17 protein-coding genes and 1 pseudogene are annotated in these 15320 nt (G+C 67.8%); 7 read left to right on the top strand and 11 right to left on the bottom strand.

The features are described 5' to 3' along the window. Together ACE3SS_RS12355 and ACE3SS_RS12350 are read left to right on the top strand one after the other, a co-directional pair. The coding region (locus tag ACE3SS_RS12355) for a ferrous iron transporter B (protein ID WP_374594342.1) at positions 1–1206 on the top strand (1206 nt) is incomplete at its 5' end. Between the two features lie 2 nt (positions 1207–1208). Next, positions 1209–1451, top strand: a complete 243-nt coding sequence (locus tag ACE3SS_RS12350) for a DUF6587 family protein (protein ID WP_374594348.1) — start codon at positions 1209–1211, stop codon at positions 1449–1451. Positions 1452–1459: 8 nt separating this feature from the next. Here the strand turns inward: ACE3SS_RS12350 and ispH are convergent, their stop codons facing one another. Together ispH and ACE3SS_RS12340 are read right to left on the bottom strand one after the other, a co-directional pair. Further along, the gene (gene ispH / locus ACE3SS_RS12345) at positions 1460–2425 is read right to left on the bottom strand and encodes a 4-hydroxy-3-methylbut-2-enyl diphosphate reductase (protein ID WP_374594340.1); all 966 of its coding nucleotides are present in this window, start codon (positions 2423–2425) and stop codon (positions 1460–1462) included. Continuing rightward, positions 2425–2856 (bottom strand): peptidylprolyl isomerase, encoded by a 432-nt coding sequence (locus tag ACE3SS_RS12340; RefSeq protein WP_374594346.1) that lies wholly within the window; start codon positions 2854–2856, stop codon positions 2425–2427. Before ACE3SS_RS12340 ends, ispH begins: the two co-directional genes overlap by 1 nt. Before the next feature lie 254 nt (positions 2857–3110). Between ACE3SS_RS12340 and radC the strand changes: the two genes are divergently transcribed. Together radC and ACE3SS_RS12330 are read left to right on the top strand one after the other, a co-directional pair. Further along, complete coding sequence (gene radC, locus ACE3SS_RS12335) at positions 3111–3779, top strand: DNA repair protein RadC (RefSeq protein WP_374594338.1); 669 nt, start codon at positions 3111–3113, stop codon at positions 3777–3779. Between the two features lie 25 nt (positions 3780–3804). After that, positions 3805–4482: a Smr/MutS family protein gene (locus ACE3SS_RS12330; RefSeq protein ID WP_374594336.1), complete on the top strand. Its 678-nt coding sequence runs from the start codon at positions 3805–3807 to the stop codon at positions 4480–4482. A 17-nt stretch (positions 4483–4499) separates the two neighbouring features. Here the strand turns inward: ACE3SS_RS12330 and ACE3SS_RS12325 are convergent, their stop codons facing one another. The 6 genes from ACE3SS_RS12325 to ACE3SS_RS12300 form a co-directional block, all read right to left on the bottom strand. Then, entirely contained in the window at positions 4500–5321 is an 822-nt protein-coding gene (locus ACE3SS_RS12325) for a TOBE domain-containing protein (protein WP_374594334.1), read from the bottom strand. Further along, positions 5287–5880, bottom strand: a complete 594-nt coding sequence (locus ACE3SS_RS12320; protein WP_374594332.1) for a nitrogen fixation protein NifQ — start codon at positions 5878–5880, stop codon at positions 5287–5289. Before ACE3SS_RS12320 ends, ACE3SS_RS12325 begins: the two co-directional genes overlap by 35 nt. Beyond that, on the bottom strand, positions 5880–6437 hold the full coding sequence (locus tag ACE3SS_RS12315; RefSeq protein ID WP_374594330.1) for a molybdopterin-dependent oxidoreductase: 558 nt from the start codon (positions 6435–6437) through the stop codon (positions 5880–5882). The genes ACE3SS_RS12320 and ACE3SS_RS12315 overlap by 1 nt, the downstream gene beginning before the upstream one ends. A 15-nt stretch (positions 6438–6452) precedes the next feature. Beyond that, complete coding sequence (locus tag ACE3SS_RS12310) at positions 6453–8468, bottom strand: TonB-dependent receptor plug domain-containing protein (RefSeq protein ID WP_374594328.1); 2016 nt, start codon at positions 8466–8468, stop codon at positions 6453–6455. Positions 8469–8638: 170 nt separating this feature from the next. Beyond that, positions 8639–9436, bottom strand: a complete 798-nt coding sequence (locus ACE3SS_RS12305) for a MinD/ParA family protein (protein WP_374594326.1) — start codon at positions 9434–9436, stop codon at positions 8639–8641. Next, positions 9433–10248, bottom strand: a complete 816-nt coding sequence (locus ACE3SS_RS12300; RefSeq protein ID WP_374594324.1) for a GGDEF domain-containing protein — start codon at positions 10246–10248, stop codon at positions 9433–9435. The genes ACE3SS_RS12305 and ACE3SS_RS12300 overlap by 4 nt, the downstream gene beginning before the upstream one ends. A gap of 195 nt (positions 10249–10443) precedes the next feature. Here ACE3SS_RS12300 and ACE3SS_RS12295 point away from each other — a divergent pair, with 195 nt between their 5' ends. From ACE3SS_RS12295 to ACE3SS_RS12285, 3 genes are read left to right on the top strand one after another with little or no spacing between them, the layout of a single operon-like run. After that, a complete protein-coding gene (locus ACE3SS_RS12295) occupies positions 10444–11286 on the top strand; it encodes a CheR family methyltransferase (RefSeq protein ID WP_374594322.1) in 843 nt (280 codons plus the stop codon). 28 nt (positions 11287–11314) lie between these two features. Continuing rightward, positions 11315–11986 (top strand): chemoreceptor glutamine deamidase CheD, encoded by a 672-nt coding sequence (cheD, locus tag ACE3SS_RS12290; protein ID WP_374594320.1) that lies wholly within the window; start codon positions 11315–11317, stop codon positions 11984–11986. A gap of 33 nt (positions 11987–12019) precedes the next feature. Further along, positions 12020–13120 (top strand): chemotaxis response regulator protein-glutamate methylesterase, encoded by a 1101-nt coding sequence (locus ACE3SS_RS12285; RefSeq protein ID WP_374594318.1) that lies wholly within the window; start codon positions 12020–12022, stop codon positions 13118–13120. A gap of 24 nt (positions 13121–13144) precedes the next feature. On the opposite strand, the gene hemW is transcribed toward ACE3SS_RS12285, so the two are convergent. The 3 genes and pseudogenes from hemW to rph all read right to left on the bottom strand — a co-directional run. Next, a complete protein-coding gene (hemW, locus tag ACE3SS_RS12280; protein ID WP_374594317.1) occupies positions 13145–14428 on the bottom strand; it encodes a radical SAM family heme chaperone HemW in 1284 nt (427 codons plus the stop codon). A gap of 32 nt (positions 14429–14460) precedes the next feature. Further along, positions 14461–15072 (bottom strand): RdgB/HAM1 family non-canonical purine NTP pyrophosphatase, encoded by a 612-nt coding sequence (gene rdgB / locus ACE3SS_RS12275; RefSeq protein ID WP_374594344.1) that lies wholly within the window; start codon positions 15070–15072, stop codon positions 14461–14463. Position 15073: 1 nt separating this feature from the next. Then, positions 15074–15320 (bottom strand): annotated as a pseudogene (rph, locus tag ACE3SS_RS12270) (ribonuclease PH); the annotation flags it as partial.

The following is a 15320-nucleotide window of genomic DNA, read 5'->3' as shown; positions in this document are numbered from 1 at the left end:
GTGGTCTTGCACCCGGTGGCCGGCCCGATCATCTTGCTGGTGCTGCTGTTCCTGATCTTCCAGGCGGTGTTCACCTGGGCCGAGTGGCCCAAGAGCCAGATCGAGGCGGGCGTCGAGGTGCTGGGTCAGGTCGTGGCCACCCATCTGCCCGAGGGGGCCTTGCGCAGCTTGCTGGTGGACGGCGTGATCGCCGGGGCCGGCGGGGTGCTGGTGTTCCTGCCGCAGATCCTGATCCTGTTTTTCTTCATCCTGGTGCTCGAAGAGTCGGGCTACCTGCCGCGCGCGGCCTTCTTGCTTGACCGACTGATGGGCAGCATCGGGCTGTCCGGGCGCTCGTTCATCCCGCTGCTGTCGAGCTTCGCCTGCGCCATCCCCGGCATCATGGCCACGCGCACCATCGACAACCCGCGCGACCGCTGGGTCACGATCATGATCGCGCCGCTGATGACCTGCTCGGCGCGCTTGCCGGTCTACGCCTTGCTGATCGGCGCCTTCATCCCGAAGCGTCTGGTGTGGGGCGGGCTGGAGCTGCAGGGGCTGGTGCTGTTCGGCTTGTACTTTGCTGGCATCGTCAGCGCGATGCTGGTGGCGTGGGTGCTCAAGCGCACCACGGCGCAGGGGCAGACCCGCCAGCTGATGATGGAGCTGCCCGCCTACCACTGGCCGCATGTGCGCAACATCGCCATCGGGCTGTGGCAACGCACCACCATCTTCATCAACCGCGTGGGCACGATCATCCTGGCGCTGACGGTGCTGCTGTGGTTCTTGAGCACCTACCCGTCGCCGCCGCCGGGGTTCACCGGCCCGGCCATCGACTACAGCTTCGCGGGTCGGCTGGGTCACGCGCTGGCGGGCTTCTTTGCACCCATCGGCTTCAATTGGCAGATCGCGATCGCGCTGATCCCGGGCTTGGCGGCGCGAGAGGTGGCGGTGAGTGCGCTGGGCACGGTCTACGCCTTGTCGGCTACGGGTGATGCCACCGCCGGCGCGCTGGGGCCGGTGATCGCCCAGACCTGGTCGTTGGCGACGGCGTTGTCGCTGCTGGCCTGGTATGTGTTCGCGCCGCAATGCGTGGCCACGCTGGTGACGGTGCGCCGCGAAACCGGCAGCTGGCGCACCGTGGGTGTGATGGCGGGCTACCTGTTCGGGCTGGCTTACCTGGCGTCGTTCGCGACCTTCCGCGTCGTGACCTGGCTGGGGGCGTGACGATGAGCGCCGTGGCCTCGACCTTCGTGCAGGACGGCCTGGTCGGGCTGATCGTGGGCGTGGCGGCGCTGTACGTGGCCCGCGCCGTCTGGCGGCGGGCTCGGGCCCTGCTGGCCAGCTCGACGCCCGCTGCGCGCGACGACGGTGTGCCAGGCCCCTTGGGTTCGACGCTGGCCCGGCCGGGCAGCCCGGCCTCGGGCTGCGACGGCTGTTCGGGCTGCGGCAAGCCGGGCGGCGGGTGCTGAGCCGAGCCTCAGTCTTCGTTGCCGGCGCCTTCGCCCGGCAGCTTCAGGCCCTTGGGCAGCGGAAAGCGCACCGACTCTTCCACGCCCTGCATGCGTCGCACGCCGGCGGCGCCCAGCGACTTGAGCTGCGCGATCACCTGGTCCACCAGCACCTCGGGGGCTGACGCGCCAGCGGTGAGGCCCACGCGGGCGCCGCGGGCGAACCATTCGGGGCGCAGGTCTTCGGGGCAATCGACCATGTAGGCGGGCGTGCCCAGGCGCTCGGCCAGCTCGCGCAGGCGGTTGCTGTTCGAGCTGGTGGGGCTGCCCACCACGACGACCACGTCGACTTGCGGGGCCAGCATCTTCACGGCGTCCTGCCGGTTTTGCGTGGCGTAGCAGATGTCCTGCCGCTTGGGCTCGCGAATCTGCGGAAAGCGCTCCTTGATCGCGCTCAGGATGGCGGCGGCGTCGTCCACCGACAGCGTGGTCTGCGTCACCACCGCCAGCTTGCCCGGGTTGTTCACCTGCACCGTGGCCACGTCGTCCACGCCCTCGATCAGGTAGATGCCGTCGCTCAGCTGGCCCATCGTGCCTTCGACCTCGGGGTGGCCCTTGTGGCCGATCATCAGGAACTCGAAACCCTCGCGGTGCAGCTTGGCCACCTCGATGTGCACCTTGGTGACCAGCGGGCAGGTGGCGTCGAACACCTGGAAGCCGCGCTGCTGCGCCTCGTTGCGCACCGCCTGGCTCACGCCGTGGGCGCTGAAGACCAGCGTGGCGCCGGCGGGCACCTCGGCGAGGTCTTCGATGAAGATCGCGCCCTTGGCCTTGAGGTCGTTGACCACGTAGGTGTTGTGCACGATCTCGTGGCGCACGTAGACCGGCGCGCCGAACAGCGTGAGGGCGCGCTCGACGATCTCGATGGCGCGATCGACCCCGGCGCAGAAGCCGCGCGGCTCGGCCAGCAGCACGTCACTGACCGGGCCGCCCATCACAGCACCCCGATCAGCTGCACTTCGAAGGTCACCGGCTGGCCGGCCAGCGGGTGGTTGAAATCGAACAGCACCCAGCCCGAACCCTCGGGGCCGTATTCGCGCAGCACGCCGGCAAAGCTGCCGTTGCCGTCGGGCGTCGGAAAGCGCACCACGTCGCCCACGCCGTAGTGGTCGTCGGCGCCGTGCTCGCGCAGCACTTCGAGCGGCACGCGCCGCAGCTGCTCGGCGCTGCGGTGGCCGAACGCCTCGCCGGCGGCCAGCTCGATGGTGACGCGCGCGCCTTCGGCCAGGCCGATCAGGCGCGATTCGATGGCTGGCGACAGCGCGCCGGCGCCCACGGTCAGCGTGGCCGGGCCTTCGTTGAAGGTGTTGACGACATCGCCCTGCGGGCCGGCAAGCCGGTAGTGCAGCGTCAAGAAAGAGCCCATCTGAACAGTGGGCACGGCAGAAGAAGTGTTGTCGCTCAAGATCTCGACTCGGCTGCGTAAAGGGTTGATGAAGGGGGTGACGAAGGCTGAAAGTGGATCGGGCCCGGGCGTGCGAGGCGGTGACCCCCTTGGGTAGACTGAAGGCGCAATTTTAGGCAAGGGACGGACTCGCGGCAGCCACAAGCCGCAAGCGAGCCGGCAACCGCCGCACGAGCACAAGAAAACGCAAGACAAACACGAGGGAGCGACCCACCATGAAAGACCTGCCGGCTGCTTTGCGCCCGCGCGAAAAACTCCTCCACCAGGGCAGCGCCGCCCTGGCCGACACCGAGCTGCTGGCCTTGTTGCTGCGCACCGGGCTCAAGGGACAGGGCGTGCTGCAACTGGCGCACAGCCTGCTCGACCGCTTCGGCGGCCTGGCCGGCTTGCTGCGCGCCGATGTGGCCGACTTGAAGTCGGTCAAGGGACTGGGCCCGGCCAAGCGCGCCGAGATCGCCGCCGTGCTCGAAATTGCCCGCCGCGCGCTGGCCACCACGCTGCAGGCGCGGCCGGTGTTCGACTCGCCTCAGGTGGTCAAGGACTACCTGCGCCTGCACCTGGCCGAGTTGCCGCACGAGGTGTTCGGCGTGCTGTTTCTCGACGCGCAAAACCGCATGATCGGCTTCGAGGAGCTGTTTCGCGGCACGCTCACGCAAACCAGCGTCTACCCCCGCGAGGTGGTCAAGCGGGCGCTGAGCGTCAACGCCGCGGCGGTGATCCTGGCGCACAACCACCCCTCGGGCGTGGCCGAGCCCTCGAAGGCCGACGAGTACCTCACGCAGACGCTGCGCAGCGCGCTGGGCCTGGTCGATGTGCGCGTGCTCGACCACCTCGTGGTGGGCCGCGCCGAGGTCGTGTCGTTCGCCGAACGCGGCTTGTTGTGACGGTTGTTGAGGCGACGAGGACGAGATGAAAGGCAAGGGGCTGGACGAGCTCAAGCAGGTGTGGCGCGAGGCGCAACGCCAGCGGCAGCTCCAGCAGCAACGCGAGCGCGAGCTCGAAGCCCGGCGCCGCGCCGAGGCCGAGCGGGCGCAGCGCGAGCAGGCGGTGTTTCGCCATCACGTCGGGCCGGTGCTGCCAATCAAGGACCCCGGCGTCGTCGACCCCGCTGCCTTGCGCCCCGCCGCGCTCAAGCCGGCCCCCACGCCGCGCAGCCGCTTGCAGGACGAGCAGGCCGTGCTGCGCGAGGCCTTGTCCGACGAATTCGATGTCGAGTCGCTGTTGCAGACCGACGCCGAGCTGGCCTACGCCCGCCCCGGCGTGGGGCCCGACGTGCTGCGCCGCCTGCGGCGCGGCGAGTGGACGATGCAGGCCGAGCTCGATCTGCACGGCCTGCGTCGCGACGAGGCCCGCGAGCGCCTGGGCGGCTTCATCCGCGAGGCGGCGCGCCACGGCTTGCGCTGCGTGCGCGTGGTGCACGGCAAGGGCCTGGGCTCGCCGGGGCGCGAGCCGGTGCTGAAGAACAAGGTGCGGACCTGGCTCGTGCAAAAGAGCGAGGTCATGGCCTTCGTGCAGGCCAAGGGGCCGGACGGCGGCGCGGGCGCGCTGATCGTGCTGCTGCGGCCCACCGCCGTCGAGCGCGGCTGAGGCCGCGGCGCTTGCGCTCAGTCGGTCACGCCGACGATCACGCTCGAAGCCTTGAAGATCGCCGTCGCGGCGGAGCCCACGGCCAGCTGCAGATGGGCGCAGCTCTCGTTGGTGATGATGGCCGACACGTTGGCTCCACCGGGCAGCTCGATGGTCACGTCGGTGTTGACGGCGCCGCCTTGCAGCCGGGCCACCTGGCCGCTCAGGCGGTTGCGCGCCGAAAAGCGCGATCCGGCCTCGTCGGCCACCACGATGATCGACGAAGCCTTGATCAGCGCGAACACGCTGCGCCCGACCTTGAGATCGAGTGACTGGGTGCTTTCGTGCGTCACGATGGCCGCGATGCTGTGGCCGCTGCCGATATCGATGTCGATCTCGTCGTTGACCGCGCCGGGCACCACGCGGGTGACCTTGCCGAAGAACTGGTTGCGTGCGCTGGTTTTCATGTCGAGCTTTCTGAAAAGAAGATAGTCGTCTGCCAACTGTTCGGCCTGGGCGCTGATCGCCTCGACGAACCGTCGGTGCTCGCGCTCGATGCGCTCGAAGTTGTGGATCAGTCGCTCGCCGCGTGGGGTGAGCTTGGTGCCGCCGCCGCCCGAGCCGCCCACCATGCGCTGCACCAGCGGCTCGCCGGCGAGCTGGTTCATGGCGTCGATGGCGTCCCACGCGGCCTTGTAGCTCATGCTCATGGCCTTGGCCGCGCGCGTGATCGAGCCGCAACTGGCGATGTGGCGCAGCAACTCGACGCGCCCGCGTCCGCCAAAGTTCTCGCCGTCCACGGTCATCCAGACCGAGCCATGGATCTCAAAGCTTTTGTTGGACGGCAAGGACTCGCTCATGGTGCGATGGGGGTGACGGGGTGGCTCGACAGGCGCTGAATTCGTCGCAAGCGACGCAGCCGGGGGGCAGCAGGCCCGGGTCGCCGCGACTGCCGCCGAGCTCGGCGAAGAGAAACCGCTTCCAGCGAACCGTGGCGGGCTTGCGGGCAACCAGCGGGGGGAAGTGGAACTCTAACAGCGCATCGAGCGATTCGCGATCCGGCAAATCGAGATCGGCCCAGAGGTGCCGGTTGCCGAAGCTCGCGGCGGCCACGGTGCAAGCGAGCGCGTGCGCGTCGCGGAGCGCGACGTGGGGGCTGCGCTGGGCGAACAGCCAGCGGGCCAGCTCGCCCAGATCGCGCGGCGCGGCGCGAGTCAGGGCGGCGTAGCGGGCCGGTGCCACCGGCTCCAGCTCGCCGATCTCGGGGAACAGGTCGTTCAGCAGGCCGAGCAAGCCGTCTTGCGGCAAACCCAGCGTCCAGGCGAACAGCGGCAGTTCGCCGAGTTGGGCGGCACGCATCACGCCGGCCACGCAGCGGCGCAACTGATCGCGCATGGCGGTGGCGTGATCGAGCCGCATCAGTCCACGACCTTGCGCACCTCGATGCGCTTGAGCCACTTCACGTGGCGCGGGCCGGTGCGGGTGTCTTTCGACGAGACCATGGCGATGCGGCCTTCGTCGTCACCCAGCGGAACGCCGTCCTTCTCGAAGTACACCACCACGCCATCGCCGAGCGGCGAGTTGTAGAGCTCCGTCCACGAGAAGACCACCGCGTAATCGTCGCTGGCCGTGGCGATCACGACCATCTTCTTGACGTCGTTGTGCCCGGGGGTCTGGATGACGGCCTGGTCGAGCAGATCGGTCAGCCGCACGCCCTTGACGTTCTGCAGCTTGCCCATGTCGGCGCCCGACTGGCACACCAGGCCGACTTCGCTGACCCGCTGCGGCGGGAGCTTGCGCAAATCGCTGACGGTGACGGTTTGCGGATGCTCGACCGTGCCGGTGATGACGACGCTGTGCGTCACGTAGGCCGACGGGTCGTCCGGAGTGTGCACGGCGTGCGCCGGCGCGGCGAACCGAGTCAGGGCGATGGCCAGGCTCATGGCCATCCAGCCGCGTTTGGTGATGTTCATCATGGTGTGCTCCTGTGTTCAGAACTGGTAGTTCGCATTGGCGAACCACGTGCGGCCCGGGTTGGGGTAGCCCGACGACATCGACAGGTTGTGGTCGGTCAGGTTGTTGATGCCCGCCTCGATCGACAGCGGTTTGCTCGGCTGGTAGACCACCTTGGCGTTGAGCGTGGCGAAGCCGCCCAGGCGCAAGGTGTTCGACACCCAGCGCCCGCTGTCGAATTCGGCGAACGGCACGATCGACCAGGCGTCGGCGGGGCGCACTTGCGCGTAGGCGGTGAGCTTGTTGCGCGGCACGTCAGTGAGCCGGGTGGCCGGGTCGCCGACGTTCTTGAGCACGGTGTAGGTGTAGCTGCCGCCTACATCGGCCCACGCCGCGAGGGCTTGCTTGATGCTGGCTTCGAGGCCCGAGGCATGCACCTTGCCGACGTTCTGCATCTGCGACTTGGTGCCCGATACGTTGGCCACCGATTGGATCTTGTCGTGGATGTTGCTGAAGAACAGCGCCGTTTCGACATGGCCGCCAGCCCAGGGCTGGCCCTGGTAGCCCGTTTCGTAGTTGGTCGATTTCTCGGGCTGCAGATTGGGGTTCTCGACGTAAGTGCCCGACTTCTGCGAGTAGCGGTCCTTGAGCGTGGGCAGGCGCGTCTTGCCGGCGATGGTGGCGTACACGCGGGCCTGGGGCGTCCAGTCGTAGAACAGGCCAGCCTGCGCATTGTTGGCCGACTTGTCGCCGGGCAGGCCGAAGTGGTTGCTGACGTTATACACACGCTGCGGGCTGAGCGTCTGGCGGGCCACGCCGGCCGATGCGGTCAGCTGGCTGCTGATCTCGTAGTTGTCTTCGAGACCGACCGAGCTCAACTTGTCTTGATAGTTTTCGTAGAGGGTGTTGGCCGAATCGACCGAGGTGTGCGTGTCGGTCTTGGTCTGAGCCACGGCGCGCAGGGTGTTGCCGGCCCAGCGCACCGATTCCAGCTCCAGCGAGGCGCCGTGGGTGCGGTCGTGGTAGATGCTGTGGCCCGTGGGGTTGCCGAACTGCGACCTGAAGACCGTATAAGTGGCGTCGGTGTAGTAGAGCGCCTCATTGTCGTAGTCGTCGTGGTAGAGCCGCACCTTCAGGTTCTCGGCGGGGGTGATCGCGGTCTTGGAGATGAAGTACACGCCCTCCTTGTTCCAGTACGGCCACACCCAGTAGTTGGCGGACGAGGGCGGGTTGGCGGTGGTCGACGGCGGCTGGCCCTTCTCGCCGTTGAGCTTGTAGTAGCTCAAGGTGTATTCGTCGTGGGCGTTGGGGGTCAGGCCCAGCTTGAGCGAGAGGTTGCCGTCGTGATGGGCCGAGTTGTTGCGCAGCCCGCCGTCCTCGGTGAGCGTGGGCGTGAAATTGTCGGACAGCGGGAACCCGTCGGCCTGCGAGTACGAGGCACCCATTTGCACGTACCACATCCCCTGGTTGGTGCCCAGGTTCACCTCGGCCTGCCGCCCCTTGCTTGAGCCGACGCCCACCGAGGCGTCGCCTTCAAAGCGCTCGCGGGGCTTGCGCGTCACCAGGTTGATGGCGCCCGCCAACGCGTTGGGGCCGTAGGCGACCGAACTGAAGCCCTTGGTGACCTGAATGGCCGCCAGATTCGAGGTGACGAAACGGTTGAAGTCGACATAGCCGTCGTACGGCACGTAGACCGGGATGCCGTCGATGAACAGCGGAGCCTCGCGCGTGTCGAAGCCGCGCACATAGATGACTTTTTCATTCCGCCCGTTGGCCGTGACCGTCACGCCCGATAGCAGGTTGAGCGCATCGCCGACGTTGCCGCGGTTGAAGGTACGCATGTCCTGTCGGGTGACGACGGACGACACCTGGTCGGCCCCCACATCGCCCACGCTGGGGCGCTTGCCCACCACGTAAATCGTGCCCAGATCGAAGGGCGTGACATCGCTTTGCTGGGCCCAGGCGGCGCCGCCACCGAGCAGCAGGGCGGTGGCCAGGGCGATGGTGCGGCGCGCGTGCGCGGCGGGCAAGGGTGAGGCGAGATGAGAGGGCACGTTGGACTCCTGTGTGCTTCCGCTGTATCAGTTCGTATATATCGACGGCTCAAAAAGAACCGCACACCGTGTAATCAGGGGCGGTTCAGGTTGCGCAATATACATCCGTATATTGCGAAGTGCAAACCGGGTGCGGGGCAACCCTGGTGCGGGCCAAGCGGGGGGAGCGGTCAGGCGTGGGGCGCGAGTTTGGCCGCGATGGCGGTGATGGCCTGCGAGGCCGGCGAGCCCGGGTGGTGTTCGAGCAGCAGTTGGCGCTTCTGCACGGCTTCGCGCACGCTGGAGTCGAGCGGCACGTCGCCGGCCGGCAGCAGTTGCGGCGGCTGGCCGCTTTGCGTCTGCACGAAGCGGTTGAGCACCTGTTGCAGCTGCTGGGTCACGCCCTTGCCATCGCCCACGCGACTCACCTGGTTGATGATGAGGTGCAACTGGGTGCGGGCCTGCTGCGCGGCCAGCACCTTGATGGTGGCGTAGGCGTCGGTCAGCGAGGTGGGCTCGGGCGTGGCCACGACGATCACCTCGTCGGCCAGTGACACGGCAAACAGCACCACGTCCGAAATGCCCGCGCCGGTGTCGAGCAGGATGCAGTCGAAGCGCGGCGCGACCGAGTCGATGATGCCCAGCAGGTCGTTGCGCACCTCGGGCGTGAGGCGCGAATACTCGACCAGCCCCGAGCCGGCCAGCAGCACCGAGAAGCCGCCGGGCGCGGGCAGGATGGCGTCGTCGAGTTGCGCCTTGCCGGTGAACACGTCGTGCAGCGTCACCTTGGGGTAGAGGTTGAGCACCACGTCGATATTGGCCAGGCCGAGGTCGGCGTCGAGCACGAGCACGCGCAGGCCGCGCTTGGACAGCGCGGCGGCCAGGTTGGCGCTGACGAAGGTCTTGCCCACGCCGCCCTTGCCGCTGGTCACGGCCAGGATGCGGGCCCGCTTGGCGGCGGATGGGTTGTCGCGGGTCGGCGAGGTCATGAGGTCGGATCCGATTCGGTCTGGTCAGCAGGCTCGGCCCCGGCACCCAGGGCGAAGAGCATGCCTTTTTCTTCGGCGCTGACCATGGGCAGCGGCGGCAGTTCGAGGCAGGCGCGGTTGCGGCCCTCGGCCTTGGCGCGGTAGAGCTGCTGGTCGGCGCGCTCCAGCCACAGCTTGGCCGACGAGCGCACCCACTGCGGCGCAAACGCCCCGCCGGCGCTCACGGTGACAGGGATGGCCTGATGCAGCGCGGCCTGCACCGGGTTGGCTTCGACACGCCGGCGAATCCGCTCGGCCACCGCCTGCCCGAACGCGGGCTGGCAGTTGGGCAGGATGATGGCGAACTCTTCGCCGCCGATGCGCGCCACGGTGTCCATGGGCCGCACGCAGTCTTGCAGGGCGCGCGCCACGCTCTGGATCACCACGTCGCCGGCGGCATGGCCGTAGGTGTCGTTGACGCGCTTGAAGTGGTCGATGTCGAGCACCAGCACCATCGTCGTCTCGCCGGTGCGGGCCACGCGGTCGATTTCGCGGTCGATGGCCAGCTCGAATTGGCGGCGGTTGGCCAAGCCGGTGAGGGCGTCGCGGCTGGAGAGATCGCACAGCGCGTCGATCACGCTCTGGATCCAGTCGGTGGACAGCAGCGCGGGGGTGGACGCATCGGGCCGCTCGGCAACCGGGTGACCGGCCTGGCGCAAAAGCTGGAGGGCTTGATCCAGCCGCAGCTGGTCGATGAGCGCGGTCGGTTGAGTGAGCGAAGTCGTGAGCGATTTCGCGGCGGGCGGTGACGGCGACTGTTGGGGTGTGTCCACTAACAAGATCCAAGTCTTGCGCAAAGTGTAACCAAGGGTCGGGTCGCTGATCTCGGGATTTGCGACTGATCAGCACCTTATCTCACGCCGCCAGGCTTGGCTAGTCGAGGCATCCTCAAGGGACCCGCCGATCGGCCGATAAGTCCGGGTGATGAGCAGGTCGCTGACCTGATCGCCCCGTTGCTCAAGCAGACCATGTCTCAAGCCACAGCCGTTTCATCGCAAGACCGCGAGTTCAGCTTCAACACGACCGACTTCGAGCGGGTGCGTGCGCTGATCTACCAGCGCGCCGGCATCAGCCTGCACGCCGGCAAGCAAGCCATGGTCTACAGCCGCCTGTCGCGCCGCCTGCGCGACACCGGCTACAACTCGTTCGCGACCTATCTGCAATGGCTCGAAACCGCGCACGGCGACGCCGCCGAGCGCGAGTGGCAGGAGTTCATCAACTGCCTGACGACCAACCTCACGGCTTTCTTCCGCGAGGAGCATCACTTCCACATGCTGGCCGAGGCGTTGCGAGCGCGCGCCGGCAAGCCCACGCGCATCTGGTGCAGCGCGGCTTCGACCGGCGAGGAGCCCTACTCGCTGGCCATCACGGCGGCCGAGGCCATGGGCATCAGCGGCCCGGTGAAGATCCTGGCCAGCGACATCGACACCAACGTGCTCGCCAAGGCCAGCCGCGGGGTCTACGACGCCGAGGCGCGCGGGCTCGACCACCGCCGCCTGCAGCAGTTCTTCTTGCGCGGCAAGGGCAACAACGCCGGCTCGATCCGGGTGAAGCCCGAGCTGGCCCGAATGATCGAATTCAAGCCGTTCAACCTCATGAACGCGCAGTGGTCGCTGGGCGAGCCCTTCGACTTCGTGTTCTGCCGCAACGTGATGATCTATTTCGACGCGCCCACGCAACGCCGCGTGCTGGAGCGCATTCATGCGGTCATGCGGCCCGACAGCCTCCTGTTCGTGGGGCACTCGGAGAACTTCACCGACTCCAAAGATCTCTTCCGCCTGCGCGGCAAGACGGTCTACGAGCGCGTGTGACGCCCGGCACCCTAGCGAAAGCGCCGCCATGACCCTCACGACTCCTGCGTTCAACCGGCCGTCGTCGACGCTCAATTCGTCGCCCCGGCTGGAGCAGCTCAAGGCTCGCGTGCCCAAGCCGGGCGAGGCCTCGTTCTTCTTCTACGACGCGCACTTCAAGACCGAGGCCGTCAAGATCCTGCCGGGCGAATACTTCGTCTACAACGAAGACGTGCTCATCATGACCACGCTCGGCTCGTGCATCGCCGCCTGCCTGTGGGACCGCAACGCCAAGGTCGGCGGCATGAACCACTTCATGCTGCCCGATGCCGGCGACGGCGGCGCCGATTCGGGCCGCTACGGCTCCTACGCGATGGAACTGCTCATCAACGAGATGATGAAAAAGGGCGCCTCGCGCATGACGCTGGAGGCCAAGGTGTTCGGCGGGGGCGCGGTGATCAGCGGCATGAGCACCATCAACGTGGGCGAGCGCAACACGGCCTTCGTGATGGACTACCTCAAGACCGAGCGCATTCCGGTCGTGTCGAAGGACGTGCTCGAAATCTATCCGCGCAAGGTGTGCTTCTTCCCGGCCAGCGGCAAGGCCATGGTCAAGCGGCTGGCGCCCACCAATCCGGACGCCCTGGTGGCGCAGGACCGCGCCGCGGCCAAGCGGGTGCTGCCGCAAAACACCGGCGGCGGCTCCGTCGATCTGTTTTAACGCCGACAAGATTCAAGGGATTCGGGGGTTCTCATGGCAAAGACGCGTGTGGTGGTGGTCGATGACTCGGCCTTGGTGCGCAGCCTGCTGGGCGAGATCATCAATCGCCAGCCCGACATGGAATGCATCGGTGCGGCAAGCGACCCGTTCGTGGCACGCGAGATGATCCGCAACCTCAATCCCGATGTGATCACGCTCGATGTCGAGATGCCGCGCATGGACGGTATCGACTTCCTGTCCAAGCTGATGCGCTTGCGCCCGATGCCGGTGGTGATGGTGTCCACGCTGACCGAGCGCGGCGCCGACGTCACGCTGCGGGCGCTCGAGCTGGGCGCCGTCGATTTCGTCGCCAAGCCCAAGATCGGCGTGGCCGACGGCCTGCGCCTGCTGGCGCAAGACATCACCGACAAGGTTCGCGTGGCCGCCAAGGCGCGCGTGCACAAGCTCGTCACGCCGGGCGCGCCGGCGGCCACCAGCATGTCGAGCACGCAGCCGGTCCGCATCGCCCCACCGGTGGCGAACCTGGGTCGTCTGTCCACCGAGAAGATCATCTTCATCGGCGCGTCCACCGGCGGCACCGAGGCCACCAAGGAAGTGCTGATCAATTTGCCGCCCGACTCCCCCGCCGTCGTCATCACCCAGCACATGCCGCCGGGCTTCACCAAGAGCTACGCCACGCGGCTCGACGGTCTGTGCCGCATCCGCGTGGCCGAGGCGCAAGACGGCGAGCGCATCCTGCCGGGCCATGCCTACATCGCGCCGGGCGGCATGCACCTGAGCGTCGAGCGCTCGGGCGCCAACTACATCGCGAGAGTGCAGGACGGCGAGCCCGTCAACCGCCACAAGCCCAGCGTCGAAGTGCTGTTCAAGTCGGCCGCCCGCGTGGTCGGCCCCAACGCCATCGGCATCATGCTCACCGGCATGGGCGCGGACGGCGCCAAGGCCATGCGTGAGATGCACGACGCCGGCGCCTACAACATGGCGCAGGACGAAGCCTCGTGCGTGGTGTTCGGCATGCCGCGCGAGGCCATCAATGCCGGCGCGGTGCAAGAAGTGCTGCCGCTCAAGCAGATCGCGCCGCAGCTCATCGAGTATTTGCGGCGCACGGTGGGCGCGTCGATCAACCGGGTCTGACCGCGGGGCGCGACTCGGCCGGTGTCAGTCCGCCAGAAACAGCGCCTGCAAATCGCTCAAGAAGTCCATGCCGCGCGGCGTGGGCTGCACCCGGGCCCAGTCGCGCGTGATCAACCCCTTGGCTTCGGCTTCGCCCAACGCGCGCTGGATCGCCGTGATCGGCAGCCCGGTGCGCTCGCCAAACGAGGCGAGCTCGAAGCCGTCGAGCAGGCGCAAGGCGTTCAGCATGAACTCGAACGGCAGCGCGTCGCGCGCCACCTCGTCACTGCTGGACACGGCCGTGCCCGCCAGCGCCTGCTGCATATAGGCCGCCGGCTCGCGCCAGCGCGTCTGGCGAATCACCCGGTGCGGGAACGACAGCTTGCTGTGCGCCCCCGCGCCGATGCCCAGGTAGTCGCCAAACTGCCAGTAGTTGAGGTTGTGCTGGCAGCGGTGACCGGGTCGCGCGTAGGCCGAGACCTCGTAGCGCTGCATGCCGGTTTGCGCCGTGCGCTCGGTGATGCGGTCGAGCATCGCGTAAGCGGTGTCGTCGTCAGGGACGCTGGGCGGGTGCTTGGCGAAGTAGGTGTTCGGCTCCAGCGTCAGGTGGTAGACCGACAAGTGCGGCGGCTCGAAGGCCAGCGCTTGCGTGAGGTCGGCGTCCAGCTCGTCGGGCGACTGCCCCGGCAGCGCGTACATCAGATCGAGGTTGAAGGTCTCGAAGGCGTGCTGCGCTTCTTCGACCGCCGCCACGGCCTGCGCCCGGTCGTGCACCCGGCCGAGGGCCTTCAGCTTGGCATCGTCAAAGCTCTGCACGCCGATCGACAAGCGCGTCACGCCCGCCGCACGAAACGCCTTGAAGCGCTCGCGCTCGAAGGTGCCCGGGTTGGCTTCGAGCGTGATCTCGCAACCGGGCTCCAGCGGCAGCAGCATGCGCGCGTCGGTCAGCAGGCGGTCGATGGCGTCAGGCGAAAACAGGCTGGGCGTGCCGCCGCCGATGAACACGCTGACCACGCGTCGGCCCCACACCAGCGGCAGGGCGGCTTCGAGGTCGGCGCGGAGTGCGTCGAGGTACTGCGCCTCTGGTGGTTCATTGCGAACAGGTCCGGCGCCGGGCCGCCCCAAGCCGGACGCTCCCCCTCGGGGGGGCGATGCCGAAGGCATCTTGGGGGCCATCAGCTCATGCGAATTGAAGTCGCAGTACGGGCACTTCTTCAGGCACCACGGCAGGTGGATGTAGAGCGTCAGCGGCGGCATCGCACCCAGCGTCAGCGTGCCGGGTCGCAAGGCCAAGTCGAGCAGGGCTTGGGTGTTGAGCGTGGCGCTCATGGTGGTCGGGGTACGCGCGGGTCGGGCGGTGCTCAGCCCAGCGTCCACAGCGCTTGCATCTGCCGCAGCAGATCAGCGGCTGCGAGGGCGCGGTGGCTGTGCTGGTTCTTCACCTCGGCGGGCAGCTCGGCCACGGTCTGCCCGAAGGCCGGAATGAACATCAGCGGGTCGTAGCCAAAGCCACCCGCGCCGCGATAGTCGCGCAGCAATTCGCCCTGCCAGCGCCCGAAGGCGATCAGCGGCTCGGGGTCATCAGGGTGACGCACGGCCACCAGGGCGCAGACAAAGCGGGCGCGGCGGTCGGCGTGGTCGGCCATCTGTTCGAGCAGCACGCGGTTGTTGTCGGCGTCGCTCTTGGGCTGGCCGAACAGCGTGGCGTAGCGGGCCGACAGCACGCCCGGCGCGCCGCCCAGCGCGTCTACGCACAAGCCCGAATCGTCGGCCAGCGCCGGCAGGCCACTGGCGCGCGCGGCGTGGCGCGCCTTGGCCAGCGCGTTCTCGATGAAGGTGAGGTGCGGCTCCTCGGCCTCGGCAATGCCCAGCGAGCCCTGCGCGATCAACTCGACGCCCGTCGGCGCCAGCAGCGCTTGCAACTCCTTGAGCTTCTTGGCGTTGTTCGACGCCAGCACCAGCCGGGTCACGATGTCAGCGGACGTCGCGCAGCGCACGCTGCTGCGCCAGCACCAGGTCGCGGATGCCCTTGTCGGCCAGGTTCAGCAAGGCGTCCATCTCGGCGCGACTGAAAGCAGCGCCTTCGGCCGTGCCCTGCACCTCGACGAAATGCCCGGCGCCGGTCATCACCACGTTCATGTCGGTGTCGCAGGCCGAGTCCTCGACGTATTCGAGATCGAGCAGCGGCGTGCCTTGCACGATGCCCACGCTCACTGCCGCG

The sequence above is a fragment of the Aquabacterium sp. genome, from assembly GCF_041915145.1.
In the GTDB taxonomy this organism is placed as follows: Bacteria; Pseudomonadota; Gammaproteobacteria; order Burkholderiales; family Burkholderiaceae_C; genus Aquabacterium.
The sequence above is the reverse complement of the archived record's forward strand: the minus strand, read 5'-3'. Positions and strand labels throughout refer to the sequence as shown.

Excerpts from the sequence above, each read along its gene's own strand:
- ACE3SS_RS12350 (WP_374594348.1), top strand. The coding sequence starts at position 1,209 with ATGAGCGCCGTGGCCTCGACCTTCGTGCAGGACGGCCTGGTCGGGCTG.
- ispH (WP_374594340.1), bottom strand. The coding sequence starts at position 2,425 with ATGGGCGGCCCGGTCAGTGACGTGCTGCTGGCCGAGCCGCGCGGCTTC.
- ACE3SS_RS12340 (WP_374594346.1), bottom strand. The coding sequence starts at position 2,856 with ATGGGCTCTTTCTTGACGCTGCACTACCGGCTTGCCGGCCCGCAGGGC.
- radC (WP_374594338.1), top strand. The coding sequence starts at position 3,111 with ATGAAAGACCTGCCGGCTGCTTTGCGCCCGCGCGAAAAACTCCTCCAC.
- ACE3SS_RS12330 (WP_374594336.1), top strand. The coding sequence starts at position 3,805 with ATGAAAGGCAAGGGGCTGGACGAGCTCAAGCAGGTGTGGCGCGAGGCG.
- ACE3SS_RS12325 (WP_374594334.1), bottom strand. The coding sequence starts at position 5,321 with ATGAGCGAGTCCTTGCCGTCCAACAAAAGCTTTGAGATCCATGGCTCG.
- ACE3SS_RS12320 (WP_374594332.1), bottom strand. The coding sequence starts at position 5,880 with ATGCGGCTCGATCACGCCACCGCCATGCGCGATCAGTTGCGCCGCTGC.
- ACE3SS_RS12315 (WP_374594330.1), bottom strand. The coding sequence starts at position 6,437 with ATGATGAACATCACCAAACGCGGCTGGATGGCCATGAGCCTGGCCATC.
- ACE3SS_RS12305 (WP_374594326.1), bottom strand. The coding sequence starts at position 9,436 with ATGACCTCGCCGACCCGCGACAACCCATCCGCCGCCAAGCGGGCCCGC.
- ACE3SS_RS12295 (WP_374594322.1), top strand. The coding sequence starts at position 10,444 with ATGTCTCAAGCCACAGCCGTTTCATCGCAAGACCGCGAGTTCAGCTTC.
- cheD (WP_374594320.1), top strand. The coding sequence starts at position 11,315 with ATGACCCTCACGACTCCTGCGTTCAACCGGCCGTCGTCGACGCTCAAT.
- ACE3SS_RS12285 (WP_374594318.1), top strand. The coding sequence starts at position 12,020 with ATGGCAAAGACGCGTGTGGTGGTGGTCGATGACTCGGCCTTGGTGCGC.
- hemW (WP_374594317.1), bottom strand. The coding sequence starts at position 14,428 with ATGAGCGCCACGCTCAACACCCAAGCCCTGCTCGACTTGGCCTTGCGA.